The sequence below is a fragment of the Pseudomonas cavernae genome, from assembly GCF_003595175.1.
Lineage (GTDB): Bacteria > Pseudomonadota > Gammaproteobacteria > Pseudomonadales > Pseudomonadaceae > Aquipseudomonas > Aquipseudomonas cavernae.
In genome coordinates this window covers 1,584,422-1,598,062 of the sequence record NZ_CP032419.1, presented here as the reverse complement: position 1 = coordinate 1,598,062, position 13,641 = coordinate 1,584,422, and the positions used below count along the sequence as shown (strand labels likewise).

Annotated in this window: 14 protein-coding genes and 2 tRNA genes; 3 read left to right on the top strand and 13 right to left on the bottom strand. The window is 63.3% G+C overall.

The features are described from left to right. The first annotated feature begins 80 nt into the window (after positions 1-80). On the top strand, positions 81-1,841 hold the full coding sequence (locus tag D3880_RS07440) for a bifunctional diguanylate cyclase/phosphodiesterase (protein WP_119892843.1): 1,761 nt from the start codon (positions 81-83) through the stop codon (positions 1,839-1,841). Position 1,842: 1 nt separating this feature from the next. Here the strand turns inward: D3880_RS07440 and D3880_RS07435 are convergent, their stop codons facing one another. The 7 genes from D3880_RS07435 to D3880_RS07405 form a co-directional block, all read right to left on the bottom strand. Further along, the gene (locus D3880_RS07435) at positions 1,843-2,313 is read right to left on the bottom strand and encodes an SEL1-like repeat protein (protein WP_119892842.1); all 471 of its coding nucleotides are present in this window, start codon (positions 2,311-2,313) and stop codon (positions 1,843-1,845) included. Further along, complete coding sequence (locus D3880_RS07430) at positions 2,314-2,679, bottom strand: hypothetical protein (RefSeq protein ID WP_119892841.1); 366 nt, start codon at positions 2,677-2,679, stop codon at positions 2,314-2,316. Beyond that, a complete protein-coding gene (locus D3880_RS07425; protein ID WP_119895690.1) occupies positions 2,676-3,002 on the bottom strand; it encodes a helix-turn-helix transcriptional regulator in 327 nt (108 codons plus the stop codon). Before D3880_RS07425 ends, D3880_RS07430 begins: the two co-directional genes overlap by 4 nt. Before the next feature lie 83 nt (positions 3,003-3,085). Then, positions 3,086-3,526, bottom strand: a complete 441-nt coding sequence (locus tag D3880_RS07420) for a YkvA family protein (protein WP_119892840.1) — start codon at positions 3,524-3,526, stop codon at positions 3,086-3,088. Between the two features lie 367 nt (positions 3,527-3,893). Beyond that, positions 3,894-4,601 (bottom strand): BamJ family beta-barrel-assembly machinery protein, encoded by a 708-nt coding sequence (locus D3880_RS07415; RefSeq protein ID WP_119892839.1) that lies wholly within the window; start codon positions 4,599-4,601, stop codon positions 3,894-3,896. Positions 4,602-4,773: 172 nt separating this feature from the next. Next, positions 4,774-4,850 (bottom strand) — tRNA-Asp (locus D3880_RS07410). Positions 4,851-4,869: 19 nt separating this feature from the next. Continuing rightward, positions 4,870-4,945 (bottom strand) — tRNA-Val (locus D3880_RS07405). Between the two features lie 162 nt (positions 4,946-5,107). Here D3880_RS07405 and rdgC point away from each other — a divergent pair. Together rdgC and sugE are read left to right on the top strand one after the other, a co-directional pair. Continuing rightward, positions 5,108-6,028 carry a recombination-associated protein RdgC gene (gene rdgC / locus D3880_RS07400; RefSeq protein ID WP_119892838.1) on the top strand — a complete coding sequence of 307 codons (921 nt, stop codon included), beginning with the start codon at positions 5,108-5,110 and terminating at the stop codon, positions 6,026-6,028. 179 nt (positions 6,029-6,207) lie between these two features. Beyond that, on the top strand, positions 6,208-6,522 hold the full coding sequence (gene sugE / locus D3880_RS07395) for a quaternary ammonium compound efflux SMR transporter SugE (RefSeq protein WP_119892837.1): 315 nt from the start codon (positions 6,208-6,210) through the stop codon (positions 6,520-6,522). A 50-nt stretch (positions 6,523-6,572) separates the two neighbouring features. Here the strand turns inward: sugE and D3880_RS07390 are convergent, their stop codons facing one another. From D3880_RS07390 to D3880_RS07365, 6 genes are all read right to left on the bottom strand, one after another. Beyond that, complete coding sequence (locus tag D3880_RS07390) at positions 6,573-8,447, bottom strand: MFS transporter (RefSeq protein ID WP_119892836.1); 1,875 nt, start codon at positions 8,445-8,447, stop codon at positions 6,573-6,575. A gap of 145 nt (positions 8,448-8,592) precedes the next feature. Continuing rightward, positions 8,593-10,677: a TonB-dependent receptor family protein gene (locus D3880_RS07385; RefSeq protein ID WP_119892835.1), complete on the bottom strand. Its 2,085-nt coding sequence runs from the start codon at positions 10,675-10,677 to the stop codon at positions 8,593-8,595. Positions 10,678-10,793: 116 nt separating this feature from the next. Further along, on the bottom strand, positions 10,794-11,123 hold the full coding sequence (locus tag D3880_RS07380; protein WP_119892834.1) for an AzlD domain-containing protein: 330 nt from the start codon (positions 11,121-11,123) through the stop codon (positions 10,794-10,796). Then, positions 11,123-11,836: an AzlC family ABC transporter permease gene (locus tag D3880_RS07375; protein WP_119892833.1), complete on the bottom strand. Its 714-nt coding sequence runs from the start codon at positions 11,834-11,836 to the stop codon at positions 11,123-11,125. The genes D3880_RS07380 and D3880_RS07375 overlap by 1 nt, the downstream gene beginning before the upstream one ends. A 175-nt stretch (positions 11,837-12,011) precedes the next feature. After that, complete coding sequence (locus D3880_RS07370) at positions 12,012-12,845, bottom strand: helix-turn-helix transcriptional regulator (RefSeq protein ID WP_119892832.1); 834 nt, start codon at positions 12,843-12,845, stop codon at positions 12,012-12,014. A 3-nt stretch (positions 12,846-12,848) separates the two neighbouring features. Further along, on the bottom strand, positions 12,849-13,418 hold the full coding sequence (locus tag D3880_RS07365) for a GNAT family N-acetyltransferase (RefSeq protein WP_119892831.1): 570 nt from the start codon (positions 13,416-13,418) through the stop codon (positions 12,849-12,851). Positions 13,419-13,641: the final 223 nt, after the last annotated feature.

Genomic DNA, 13,641 nt, shown 5'->3' with positions numbered 1-13,641 from the left:
TAGCGTCACCAATCTGTCGTGAAATAAGGGGCTGATAGCGATATCGGCCCCTTTGTTTTTCCAGCAGACTGAGACCCTCCATGACCGTCACCGAGCAGTTGAGCGTACTGGGTTTGATCCTCGCTCACGGCGACCTGCACAGCCTGTTCCAACCCATAGTGTCACTTTCCGAGCGACGCATTCTCGGCTACGAAGCGCTGACCCGCGACCCCTCCAACAGCCCGCTGCACTCCCCCATCAACCTGTTCGGCGTCGCCCGTCACGCCGGCCGCCTGAGTGAACTGGAACTGGCCTGCCGTAAAAGCGCCTGCCGCCGCTTCAGCGAGCAGCAGCTCGACGGCAAGCTGTTTCTCAACGTCTCCCCGGAATCCTTGCTGGAGCCCAGCCACCAGCCTGGGCGCACCCTACAGCTGCTGCAGAACTTCGGCATTGCGCCGAGCCGGGTGGTGATCGAACTGACCGAACAATCGCCCACCGAAGACTTCGCCCTGCTCGACACCGCCCTGCACCACTACCGTGCCATGGGCTTCTCCATCGCCCTCGACGATCTGGGCGCCGGCTACTCCAGCCTGCGCCTGTGGTCGGAGCTGCGCCCGGACTACGTGAAGATCGATCGCCACTTCATCGACGGCATCCATCAGGACGCGGTGAAGCGCGAGTTCGTCGACTCCATCCTGAAGATGGCCAAAGCCTCGCGAGCGCAAGTCATTGCCGAGGGCATCGAGCTACCGGAAGAGCTAGCGGTGCTGGCGGAAATGGGGGTGGATCTGGTTCAAGGCTATCTGCTCAGCCGTCCACTGGAACAACCGGTCCGCGAGGCGCGCAGCCTGCTGCCGAAACTGCAAGCCACTAGCGTGCCCCTCAGCGAGGAAGGCAGCGATCTCTCGGCCCTGCTCAACGAGCAACCCGCCGTCGCCCAGGACCAGCCGATCGCCGAGGTACTGGAGGCCTTCCGCCAGCAGGCCAATCTGAACTCCTTGGCGGTGCTGAACGAACAGCAGCAACCGGTCGGCATCGTGCATCGCCACTCACTTTCCGAGGCCCTGCTGAAACCCTTCGCCACCGACCTGCTGGCACGCAAACCGATCAGCCGCTTGATGAACACGGACTTTCTCGCCATCGAACAGGGACAATCCCTGCAGAAGGCCAGCCGCCTGCTGACCAGCCGGGCACGGCAGCGCATGGAGGAAGACTTCATCATTACCCAGCACGGCCGCTACCTGGGTCTCGGCCGGGTGATCGACGTGCTCAAGCTGATCACCGAACTAAAGATCCAGCAGGCGCGCCACGCCAACCCGCTGACCCTGCTACCCGGCAACGTGCCGATCCAGCTGTGCCTGACCCGCCTACTGCAACAGAACCGCCAAGCCGTGATCTGCTACGTGGATATCGACAGTTTCAAGCCGTTCAACGATCTGTATGGCTATGCCAAGGGCGACGAAGTACTGCTCTGCCTCGCGCAGTGCCTGAGCGAACGGGTCGACCCGGCGCGCGACTTCGTCGGCCATATCGGCGGCGACGACTTTCTGCTGGTACTGGGTTCGCAAGACTGGCGGGCTCGCCTGAACAAGCTGCTGGAGGACTTTCAGGGGCAATGCCGGCATTTCTATAAAGCCGAACATCTCGAGGCAGGCTGCATCATCGCGCACAATCGCCAGGGCCAGCGCCAGGAGTATCAGCTGCTATCGCTGTCACTGGGGGTGGTCCAACTGCATCCGGAAAGCTGCCCACAGCTGGATGCCAGTCAGCTGGCCAGCCTGGCTTCGGAAGCCAAGCGCCACGCCAAGGCCCTGCCGGGTTACAGCCTGCATATCATCGATACACAGAAACTCTCGGCCTAGGCTAGAGCCCCAACTCCTCGGCACGGGCCGCATAGTGTGCAGCCTGTTGCGGATCAGCCTGCAAGCCATGACCACCCTGACGGTAGAGTTCGGCCAACCGCCGGCTCGCGAGCGGATGCCCGGCGCCAGCCGCCATCGCCCACCAGCGCGCGGCCTCGAGACCATCAGGGGCTTGGCGACCATCGCCGGCCAGACTCAGGACACCGAGTTGATACGCTGCCTTGGCATCGCCGGCCGTCGCGGCCAGACGCAGCAAACGAATGCCCTCCTCGCGCGAGCCGAAGCCCTGGCCGCGAAACAGCAGGAGATGACCGTAGAAACTTTGTGCCGAGCGATCACCCAAGGCTGCCATGCGGGCGAACTGTCCCTGCATCCACTGCCAGGCGCGCGGCTGTTTAACCAGCCAGGACCAGCGGAACAGGCGACGGGCACAGAAATAGCCGAGGCGTGCGCGCAGATCCCACAGCCACATTTAGAACTCCTCGGGATAGCTGAACTCGAATACCCGCACCACTTCTGCCGCATGCCAGGAAGCCGCCGCCACTCCATCGGAAGGGCCGGCGAAACGGCCGAGGCGGACTACGCTGTCGAAGAAGCCGGGGCGTGGCAACCGGCTGGCGCCTTGACTGATGACCAGCGCACTGCGCAACGGCCGTTCGGCCCGGGCATCCAGTGCAGCCAGATGCTCCAAGGCGGCCGTGAGCGTCTGCATGGCGGGAGTGGGCAGCTCCAAACGCTCGATCAAGGCCCGATAGGTCAATAAGTGGCGTTGCCGCCGCGCATCTTCGAGCTCGTCTAGAAGCGCCTGCCAATGCTGACGGCTAATACGTACGCTCAAGTCTCGCTCCCCCAACCATCCACACCCAGACTCCAGGCCAAGGCTCGCTGGATTGCCGCATCTGGTTGACGCTCACCTTTTTCGATCATAGCCAAGTAATGCGGACTGATCCCCACCGCCTGGGCCAATTGCTCGGCAGTCATGCCCTTTTGCTCACGCAGCAGACCAAGTTGGGCCAGGGTTGGCCGGGCAGAAAGGCCAGGCGCTTGGACGGGCTCAGCTTGCGGAGCTCGGCCAGCTGCCTGCAGCAGCTCCTGGTAATAAGCCCAAGGCAGCACGGCGTATTCAGCTTCGCCGTCACGCATGATCACTTGCACGTTCATCTTTTTCCCAACCATCCGTTGCAAGCGCCCATCTTAACAGGACAAATCCGCTATCAGACGTGATGGCAGCAGCGCCCGTGCATCTATCCCCCGCGCTCGGTGCGCTCTGGCGCCGGTAACACATGCAAAGCCGCCTGCTGTTCCGGCGACTGGACGGCACACCAGACGCGGAAGGCATCCAGCTCCTGCCGCCAGGTACTCATCAGCCAAGCGAGCACAGCGAGGTCATCGACAAAGCCTACGCCGAACAGCAGATCGGGTATGGCATCCAGTGGCGACAGGAAGTACAGCAGCGCAGCGACCACCGCCAGCAGCGCTTGCCGGCTGATCGCCCGGTATTCGCCCCGCCACCAGGCGACGCAGAGTGCCTGCAGTAACTGCAAATCTTCCTTGACGCCAGTCAGGCGCCGCCCCTGCCGCAGACTCTTTCGTGCTACCGCCAACAGCAGTAGCGGTAGTCGACCCCGCGCAAGGAAACGCTGCGCGATTGGTAGGTAACTACTGAAATTCCATGGCGCTTTCATCGCAATGCCTCGCTAGCCCCGAGCTAAAGGGCTTGAGCAGGTTATCCACTAAAGCTGTGGATAAATCTGTTAGCAAATCCTGAATTTGTCGAGCAAATGCCCGGCCCATGCGGCTCCCGGTCAGATCGGGCATTTTTTAAACACAGCAAAAAAATCAATAAAATCAATATTTTAAAAAAGAATAAAAGCCGCACTAGGAGATCTAGTAAATCCAATACGGAACGTACGTCCAATGTGCATAACCGTAACACCTCAACTGCTACTCCTCTCTCGCTCAGATGCGCCGGGCACACGCGGGTTCGTTTTATATCCCCCTGAAACGACAACGCCCCGTCGAAACGGGGCGTTGTCGTGCAATCACTGCGGCTTATTGTTGCTGTGCCGCCGGATCTTTGATCCCCAGCAGCTCGAGGTCGAACACCAGCACCGAGTTGGCCGGAATTGCCGGGCTCGGACTCTGCGCACCGTAGGCCAGCTCACTCGGGATATAGAGCTTGTATTTCTCGCCAACGTGCATCAGCTGCAGACCTTCGACCCAGCCTGGAATCACGCCGTTGACCGGCAGATCGATCGGGCTACCACGCTCGACAGAGCTGTCGAACACCTTGCCGTCGGTCAGCTTGCCCTCGTAATGCACGGTCACCACATCGGTGGCCTTGGGCTGCGGGCCGTCGGCCTTCTTCACGACTTCGTACTGCAGGCCGGAAGCGGTGGTCACTACGCCTTCGCGCTTGCCGTTCTCTTCGAGGAATTTCTTGCCGGCGGCAGCTGACTCTTCATTGAGCTTGGCCATCCGCTCTTCGGCTCGCTTCTGCAAGAAACCGAAAGCCTCAACCAACTCTTCATCCTTGAGCTTCTGCTCCTTCTTGCCGATGGCATCTTCGATGCCCTGAGCCACAGCCTTGGAATCGAGGTCATCCATGCCTTCCTGCGCCAGGCTCTTGCCCATATTCAGGCCGATGCCATAGGAGGCTTTTTGCGCCGGGGTCTTCAGTTCCACGCTGGCCTGCTTGTCGCAACCCGCGAGAACCAGGCCAACCAGGGCCACCGCCGCCGCTAAACGATGTTGTCTCATGCTATTTCCTTGTCTGTGCGCCAAAGGCATCGAGTGAAAGCGCGAGCTTAACAGGCCACCACAATCACTGGCTATGGTGATGAGAACGAGAAAACCCGAATAAGTTCAGGTATTTGGTAGGCTTTTTAGGGTTTAAGCGAAGATAAAGCAGAGGTGAAACGAGGAGGGAAAATGGCGCAGCGGACGGGACTCGAACCCGCGACCCCCGGCGTGACAGGCCGGTATTCTAACCGACTGAACTACCGCTGCGCGTAACACTAAGAAGGATTGGTGGGTGATGACGGGATCGAACCGCCGACCCTCTGCTTGTAAGGCAGATGCTCTCCCGGCTGAGCTAATCACCCTTCACTCTCGGTGTGGCGCGCATTCTACGGAGCGCCCCAGATCCTGGCAAGCACCTTTTTAAAATAATTTTTACTGATGCACCAAAGGCTTAGCTCAGGGTTGGCCTATCACCGCGAGGGGGGGAATAATGCGCGCTTTGCGTCATTGGAGATTCGCCCGTCATGTGGTTTCGCAACCTGCTCGTCTATCGCCTCACCCAGGATATGTCTTTCGATGCCGAGGCTCTCGAGACAGCACTGGCCAGCAAACCCGCCCGCCCCTGCGCCAGCCAGGAGCTGACCACCTACGGTTTCGTCGCGCCGTTCGGCAAGGGTGCAGATGCGCCGCTGGTGCACGTCAGCCAGGACTTCCTGCTGATCGCCGCGCGCAAGGAAGAACGCATCCTGCCCGGCAGCGTGGTCAAGGAAGCACTGAAGGAGAAAGTCGACGAGATCGAGGCCGAGCAGATGCGCAAGGTCTATAAGAAGGAACGCGATCAGATCAAGGATGAAATCATCCAGGCCTTCCTGCCTCGCGCCTTTATCCGCCGCTCGGCCACCTTTGCCGCCATTGCGCCCAAGCAGGGCCTGATTCTGCTCAATGCCGCCAGCCCGAAACGCGCCGAAGATCTGCTCTCCACCTTGCGCGAAGCCATCGGCTCGCTGCCGGTGCGCCCGCTGTCGGTGAAAATCGCGCCGACCGCCACCCTCACCGACTGGGTGAAAACCCAGCAGGCCGCCGCCGACTTCACCGTGCTCGACGAATGCGAACTACGCGACACCGACGAAGACGGCGGCGTGGTGCGCTGCAAGCGCCAGGACCTGACCAGCGAAGAGATCCAACTGCACCTGTCCGCCGGCAAGCTGGTGACCCAGTTGTCCCTGGCCTGGCAGGACAAGCTGTCCTTCGTCCTCGACGACAAGCTGATCATCAAACGCCTGCGCTTCGAGGATCTGCTCACCGAGCAGGCCGAGCAGGACGGTGGCGATGACGCGCTAAGCCAACAGGACGCCAGCTTCACCCTGATGATGCTGACGTTCGGCGAGTTCCTCCCGGCGCTGTTCGAGGCGCTCGGCGGCGAAGAGATTCCGCAAGGCATCTAAGCCCAGCGGGCGCTGTCGTCCTCGGCGGCGCCCACCCTTCGCACCGAAACGGGGCATTTAAACTTGCCTCAACGGACAGCAATTGGCAAAATCAGCCTCTCTCGTGAGGACGACCTCACCACTCATCGAGTGACCCAGCGGGGACGACCCCTAGCATTGTTCTTGCTGTGGAGGTTCCCATGTCTTGGATCATTCTGTTCTTCGCCGGCTTGTTCGAAGTCGGCTGGGCCGTCGGCCTGAAATACACCGATGGCTTCACCCGCCCCCTGCCCACTGCCCTGACCATCGCCGCGATGCTGGTCAGCCTCGGCCTGCTCGGCCTGGCGATGAAGGAGTTGCCGCTGGGCACCGCCTATGCGGTATGGACTGGTGTCGGTGCGGTCGGCACGGTAATCGCCGGGATCATCCTGTTCGGCGAGTCCATGGCGCTGATCCGCCTGGCCAGCGTAACGCTGATCGTCGCCGGCCTGCTTGGCCTCAAGCTCAGCCACTGAACCCGAGCCAACAAAAAGCCCGCCAATCGGCGGGCTTTTTGTCTCTGTACTCAGCGCATGCGGCCACGCAGCTCGGCCACCTGCGCCTGCAACGCCAACGGGCTGGCCTGTTCCGGCGTCAGCGGGGTGCCCGCCACCAGAGTGATGCGCGACCACAGGCGGCGGAACAAACCCTTGCCCGGATCCCGACTGAAGAAGCTGCCCCACAAACCCTGCAGCGCCATGGGAATCACCGGCACCGGGTTTTCCTCGAGGATACGCGCGATGCCGCTCTTGAACTCATCGATCTCGCCGTCGCCGGTCAGCTTGCCCTCGGGGAAGATGCACACTAATTCGCCAGCGCGCAGGTACTCGCCGATCTGCTTGAACGCCGCGTCGTAAATCAGCAGATCCTCGCTGCGCCCGGCAATCGGCACAGTGCCGGCGGTGCGGAATACGAAGTTGAGCACCGGCAGCTGGTAGATCTTGTAGTACATGACGAAGCGCACCGGCCGGCGTACCGCGCCGCCGATCAGCAGCGCATCGACGAAGGACACGTGGTTGCACACCAGCACCGCCGCGCCCTCGTCCGGGATGCGCTCCAGCCCGCGGTGCTCGACCCGGTACATGGAGTGGCTGAGCAGCCAGATCAGGAAGCGCATGGTGAACTCGGGGACGATCTTGAAGATGTAGCTGTTCACCGCGATGTTCATCAACGACACCACCAGGAACAGCTGCGGAATCGACAGCCCGGCGACGCTGAGGAAGAGGATCGAGGCGATCGCCGAAATCACCATGAACAGTGCATTGAGGATGTTGTTGGCGGCGATCACCCGCGCCCGCTCGCTTTCGGCGGTGCGCGCCTGGATCAGGGCGTACAGCGGCACGATGTAGAAGCCGCCGAACACACCGATTCCGAGGATATCGCCCAGCACCCACCAGGCCTGGCCGTGACTCAGCACCGCCAGCCAGTCGTGCGCCACGGCCTGTTGCGGAAAACCGCCGGAATGCCACCAGAGCAACAGGCCGAACACGGTTAGACCGATCGAGCCGAACGGCACCAGGCCGATCTCCACCTTGCGCCCGGACAGTCGCTCGCAGAGCATCGAGCCGAGGGCGATGCCCACCGAGAATACGGTGAGGATCAGCGTCACCACGGTCTCGTCGCCGTGCAGCCACTCCTTGGCGTAGGCCGGGATCTGCGTCAGGTAGATGGCGCCGAGGAACCAGAACCAGGAGTTGCCGACCAGCGAGCGCGACACTGCCGGGCGCTGGCCGAGGCCCAGGCGCAGGATCGCCCAGGACTGGCGGAAGATGTTCCAGTCCAGCCGCAACGACGGCAGCGCCGCCGCCGCACGCGGAATGCCGCGACTGGCCAGGTAGCCTGCGCAGGCCACCGCGACGATCGCCGTCGCCACCAGCGGCGCATAGGCCTGCCCGGACATCATGATGCCGGCGCCGATGGTGCCGGCGAGAATGGCCAGGAAGGTGCCCATTTCCACCAGCGCATTGCCGCCGACCAGTTCCTCCTCGCGCAACGCCGCCGGCAGGATCGAGTACTTCACCGGGCCGAACAGCGCCGAGTGGGTGCCCATGCCGAACAGGGCGAGGAACATCAGCCACAGATTGTTCAGCAGGAAGCCCGCCGCGCCGACCAACATGATGACGATCTCGGCCAACTTGATCGCACGGATCAGCGCATCCTTGGCGAACTTCTCGCCGAACTGGCCGCCAAGCGCAGAGAACAGGAAGAACGGCAGGATGAACAGCAGCGCGCAGAGATTGACCAGCACCGTGCGGTCGCCGGCAACGCTGAGCTTGAAGAGGATGGCGAGGATCAGCGACTGCTTGAAGATGTTGTCGTTGAAGGCGCCGAGCAGTTGGGTAACGAAGAACGGCAGGAAACGTTTCTTGCCCAGCAAAGCGAACTGCGAGTGTGTGGTCATGGTCCCTTATGCACCTGTCTGAGGCCGCAGCGGCCGTCCCCATTGGACTGCCTGAGCATGCAGCAAGCCACAGGTCAGCGGCATTTTTGCGTGGAGATGCAAAAACGGGCGCCCGTGGGCGCCCGCTGGTTCGACCGAACGGAGCTTAGAAACTGACGCTGGTCTGCAGGTACAGGGTGCGTGGCTGGCCCAGGTACTTGCCCAGGTTATTGTCGGTGGAACGGGTGTAGTACTCGCGGTTGAACAGGTTCTTCACCCCCGCCGCCAGCTTCAGGTTGGCCAGTTGCGGACCGAAGGCATACTCGCCGCGGCCGTTCCAGTAGCCGAAGCCGGGGATCTCGCCGATAGAGCCGTTGGCGCTTTCCGCATCGGTATTGGCCGCATCGGCGAACTGCCGCGATTGCGCGTAGCCGTCGAAGTTCCAGGTCCAGGATCCGGTGCTGTAGCGCAGGCCGAGGGTGGCGATCTCGCGAGAGTAGAACGGCAGGTCGTTGCCCTGGTTCAGCCCTTCCTCGCGGGTGGCCTTGGTCAGGGCCAGCGAGGCATAGGCGGACAACCCGGCGAGGCGCGGATCGAGCGCCGCGAACTCATAGCTGCCGGCCATTTCCACCCCGCGGTGGCGGGTCTCGCCGGCGTTGGCCCAGGCGCTCGGCGACGAGCCGGGGACGATTTCCAGCTGGTCGTCGAACTTGATGTGGAAGTAGGTGAGTTCGGCGCTCCAGAAGCGGTCCTGGTAGCGCGTGCCGAGTTCGTAGGTGTGCGCCTTCTCCGCCGTCAGGTTGTCGTCCTGGGACAGCTGGATGTGCTGGATGCTGCCGAACGAGGTGTTGTAGTTGGCGTACAGCTTCCAGGCATCGGACAGGTGATACAGGGCATTGAGCGAGGGCAGCGGCTCGCTGAAGCGCTGCTGGCGGTGCTCGTCGGTCAGCCGGTTGTGCGAGCTGACCCGTACCTGCTCGTAACGCACCCCCGGGGTGAGGGTCCAGCGGCCGATATCGATGCGGTCGTCGACATAGGCGGCATGGGCCTCGGTCGCAGCGCTGTTGGAGGTATTGAGGACCTTCCTGGCTGCCCAGGGGTTGCCGCCGGCGGCGAAGTTGCGGTCGTAGCGCTTCTCCGACGAATCCTCCTCCATGTAGCGATAGCCGACGCCCAGCTCGTGGCTGCTCTCACCGACCAGGAACAGTTGCGAGTAGCGCGGCTCGATGCCGAACACCTCGTAATCACGCGGGAACTGGCGCAACCAGGTCATCCTGCGCGGGTTGCCGTTGGTCAGGGTGCTACCGCGGTGGCTGGTGTTGTAGAAGCTGGTCAGCTCGAACTTGCGGTCAGCGTCCGGGGTACGGGTGTACTTCACCACCCCCTGCTTGCGCTCGCCGTCGAAGCGGTCGAAGGGCCGGCTGCTCTGGAACGGGTCGGCGTCGAACTCGGCGGCGGTCAGGCCGCCCGGCATGTCGGCATCGGCCTCGAAGTACTGCAGGCTGGCGTACAGTTCGTCGATGTCGCTGAGCTTGTAGCTGGTCTTCAGCATCACGTCGTCGATCTGCTCGTCGCTGTGATCGCGGTAGGTGTCGCCACGCACGCCGGAATACAGCAGGGCCACGCCCAGGCCGTTGTCGGCGGTACCACCGATGAAGGCGTTGCTGCGATTGAGGAAGCCCCCCTGGGCCGGCGCCGACTCGGTCTGGTAGCTGAACTCGCGCACCAACTCCTCGGGAATGCCGCGGGTCACGAAGTTGATGATGCCGCCGACGTTCTGCGGGCCATAGCGCACCGCACCGCCGCCGCGCACCACGTCGATCGCTTCCAGATTACCGATGGAGGTCGGCGCCAGCGACAGCTGCGGCTGGCCATAGGGCGCGACCGCCAGCGGGATGCCGTCCTGCAGGATGGTCGCCCGCGGCGACAGCCGCGAGGTCAGGCCGCGGCTGCCGACGTTGAGCGAGATGTCGCTGCCGCCGGTGCCGTTGCTGTCCTGCACCTGCAGGCCGGGCACCCGGCGCAGCACTTCACGCACATTGCTGGCGCCGCTTTCGCGGATGGTTTCTTCGCGCACCACGGTGCGGGCCCCCGGGTGGTTCTGCACATCCTGGTCGGCAGCATCGCCGAGCCAGTCCCCCACCACTTCGACGTTACCCAGTTCCAGGGTCTCGGCCGCCGAAAGAGTCAGTGAACTGAGCGCCAGAGCCACGCCCAGAGCCAGGCGCGAAGGTTTGCCGACAGACTGCATAACTTGTCTTCCCCAATCAGCGGCCATGCGCTGGCCAGCAAAAAAGGGGGCAAATTACGCGAAAGGCTCTCAGGCGTAAATAAGAAGCCATGTCAAATAACAATTATTCACACGGCTCAAATAGGCAGCTGGCCCAAAGCCCAGCGCAGCAGGAAAAACATCAGCAGGCCGCCGACGATGGTCGTCAGCAGATGACGGCTCAGCGCGGCGATCAGGATGGTCGCCAGGCCGGCGAGCAGGTAGGCGTTATCCAGCGCCAGGGCGAGGTGCCGGCCATCCGGCATGAGCATGCCGGGCACGACGATGGCGGTGAGCACCGCGGTCGGCACGTAGTGCAGGCCCTGGCGCACCACGGGCGGGAAGCGCAGGTCGGGCCAGGCGAACAGACTGTAGCGAATGGCGAAGGTGATCGCGGTCATGCCGAGGATCAGTAACCAGGTCTGCATTACAGCCACTCCTCTTCCTGCTTCCAGGCTTCGTGCCGTTCCAGGACGATGCCCACGGCGATACCGGCCAGCGCCGCCGCCATCAAACCCAACTTGTACGGCAGGTCGTTACACAGCAGCGCCACCGCGCCGGCGACCAGTGCCGCCGCCACCTGCGGACGGTTCTTCAGCATCGGCACGACGATGCCGATGAAGGTGGCGAGCATGGCAAAATCCAGGCCCCAGGCTGCCAGGTTCGGCACCGCCTGGCCGAACAGCACGCCGACCAGGGTGCACAGTTGCCAGTTGAGGTACATGGTCAGCGCCGCGCCCAGGTAGTACCAGTGCTTGTGCGCCGAAGCATCGCGCTCGGCATAGCGATGCTGGACCACGGCGAAGGCCTCGTCGGTCAGCCAGAACGCCAGCGGCATGCGCCAGCGCTTGGGCAAGTGGCGGACGAAGGGCTGCAGAGTGGCGCTGTACAAGGCATGGCGCAGGTTGACCACGAAGGTGGTGAGCAGCAGCACCGCCAGGCCTGCGCCGCCGCCGAGCAGGGTGATGGCGATGAACTGCGCCGAACCGGCGAACACCAGCAGCGACATGCCCAGCGTCTGCCAGGTCGACAGGCCAGAGGCGCCGGCGAGGGTGCCGAAGATGATGCCGAACGGGATCGCACCGACCACCAGGGGCACGATATCGCGCGCGCCTTGCAGGAATTCGTGTTGACGGGACATGGGGCCTCCTAGAGCACAGGAGGTTAGCGCGGCAAGACAGGGCCGTCTTGAACGATCTTGCTACGGGAGCCGCCGGCACGTGCGGCGCTTGTAGGGTGGGTTGAGCTTGGCGATACCCATGCGGCGCGGATCGATGGGTATCGCCAAGCTCAACCCATCCTACGTAATCGCGCGCCTACGAACGGCCGCAGGCCTTGCAGTATTCGCCGGGTGCCACGCCGTAAGCCTGCTTGAACTGGCGGCTCAGGTGGCTCTGGTCGGCGAAGCCCAGCTGCATGGCCACCGCCAGTGGCGCGCAGCCCTGCTTGAGCAGCGTCCGCGCCTGCTCCAGCCGGCGCTGCTGGAGCCAGGCATGCGGCGGCAGGCCGGTGGCGCGGCGGAATACCCGGGAGAAATGGAACGGCGACAAGGCCACCGCGGCGGCCAACTCCTCCAGCGACGGTGGCGCGAGCAAGCGGCTGGCGAGCAATTCCTTGGCCCGCACCACGGCCTGTGGCTCCTGCCCCGGCGCTGGCGCTGCGGGAATCCGCGCATGGCACTGGAACAGCAGGAGAATCGCCTCGCGCCAGGCGGTCTGCTGCTGCAACGCGCTGGCGCCACTGTCCAGCAGGCGGTGCAGGCCGATAAACACCAGGGCCATCTGCGGGTCCTGCAGCACGCTGGCGGCGAACGACGGCAAGCCATTGCGCCCCAACTCGAGCTCCGCCAGCACCCCGCTGACCCGCTCGATATCCGGGTAGAAGGCCCGGTAGCGCCAGCCCTGTTCATGGGCCTTGGAGCCGGTATGCACCTCGTCCGGACTGATCAGCACCATGCTGCCGACCGGCGCCAGATGCTCGCTGCCGCGATGGCGAAAGCGCTGGGCGCCATGCTCGATCACGGTAAAGACGAACCCCTCGTGCACATGCGGGGCGAAACGCTGCTCGATGTAACGCGCATGCAACAACTCGACGCCACCCAGCCCTTCAGCCCGCCAGAAGCGCGTGCGCTCCTTATCGACCGCCGCCATGCCTCAGGCGCCGAAGCGCGCCTCCAGCTGCTGCTTCACCGCCGGCCACTCGCCGTCGGTAATGCTGTACATCACGGTGTCGTCCAGGCGGCCGTCGGCCAGGCGCCGGTGATTGCGCAGCACACCCTCGCGCACCGCGCCGAGCTTCTCGATGGCGCGCTGCGAGCGCAGGTTGCTGCCGGCGGTTTTCAACTGCACACGGACCATGCGCCAGCTCTCGAAGGCATGGCGCAGCATCAGGTACTTGATCGTGGTGTTCAGGCCGGTGCCGTGCTGGCCGCGCTCCAACCAGGTCCAACCGATCTCGGCGGCCGGCAAGGTGTTGAGAAACTCGGCATAGCGCGTGGTGCCGACCAGACGATCACCGAGGCGGATGCACAGTGGCAGGGCCAGGCCATTGCGCTGATCGTTGAGCGCGCTACGATACCAGTCCAGGCGCAACGGCCCGCTCATATAGCCCAACTCGTCGCGATTGGCCTCGGCCAGCTCCACCAGCGCCGGGATATCGCCATCGACCATGGGTTCCAGACGCAGCGCGCCACGCTGCAGTGCGATCAATTGCGGCTTGAACATGAACTTCCTCATTGACGCTTCGGCGTCGTGCAAACGGGGCAAAACCCCCACTGGGCGCCTTCTACCTTAGTCGCCCTGACTGAATTGTACTTTGGTGCGACACTGTTGGGAGCCTGAGAGCCTGCTCACGATCTCGCGAGCTAGAGCCAGACAAGGCAAAAATGGCCAAGGGAGCGGAGTTTACGAGCGGTAAATGAGCATCCCGAGGCCATTTTTAACGCCG

Bases quoted from the DNA above. Each gene is read 5' to 3' on its own strand.
- D3880_RS07440 (WP_119892843.1), top strand. From the start codon at position 81: ATGACCGTCACCGAGCAGTTGAGCGTACTGGGTTTGATCCTCGCTCAC.
- D3880_RS07435 (WP_119892842.1), bottom strand. From the start codon at position 2,313: ATGTGGCTGTGGGATCTGCGCGCACGCCTCGGCTATTTCTGTGCCCGT.
- D3880_RS07425 (WP_119895690.1), bottom strand. From the start codon at position 3,002: ATGAACGTGCAAGTGATCATGCGTGACGGCGAAGCTGAATACGCCGTG.
- D3880_RS07420 (WP_119892840.1), bottom strand. From the start codon at position 3,526: ATGAAAGCGCCATGGAATTTCAGTAGTTACCTACCAATCGCGCAGCGT.
- D3880_RS07415 (WP_119892839.1), bottom strand. From the start codon at position 4,601: ATGAGACAACATCGTTTAGCGGCGGCGGTGGCCCTGGTTGGCCTGGTT.
- rdgC (WP_119892838.1), top strand. From the start codon at position 5,108: ATGTGGTTTCGCAACCTGCTCGTCTATCGCCTCACCCAGGATATGTCT.
- sugE (WP_119892837.1), top strand. From the start codon at position 6,208: ATGTCTTGGATCATTCTGTTCTTCGCCGGCTTGTTCGAAGTCGGCTGG.
- D3880_RS07390 (WP_119892836.1), bottom strand. From the start codon at position 8,447: ATGACCACACACTCGCAGTTCGCTTTGCTGGGCAAGAAACGTTTCCTG.
- D3880_RS07385 (WP_119892835.1), bottom strand. From the start codon at position 10,677: ATGCAGTCTGTCGGCAAACCTTCGCGCCTGGCTCTGGGCGTGGCTCTG.
- D3880_RS07380 (WP_119892834.1), bottom strand. From the start codon at position 11,123: ATGCAGACCTGGTTACTGATCCTCGGCATGACCGCGATCACCTTCGCC.
- D3880_RS07375 (WP_119892833.1), bottom strand. From the start codon at position 11,836: ATGTCCCGTCAACACGAATTCCTGCAAGGCGCGCGCGATATCGTGCCC.
- D3880_RS07370 (WP_119892832.1), bottom strand. From the start codon at position 12,845: ATGGCGGCGGTCGATAAGGAGCGCACGCGCTTCTGGCGGGCTGAAGGG.
- D3880_RS07365 (WP_119892831.1), bottom strand. From the start codon at position 13,418: ATGTTCAAGCCGCAATTGATCGCACTGCAGCGTGGCGCGCTGCGTCTG.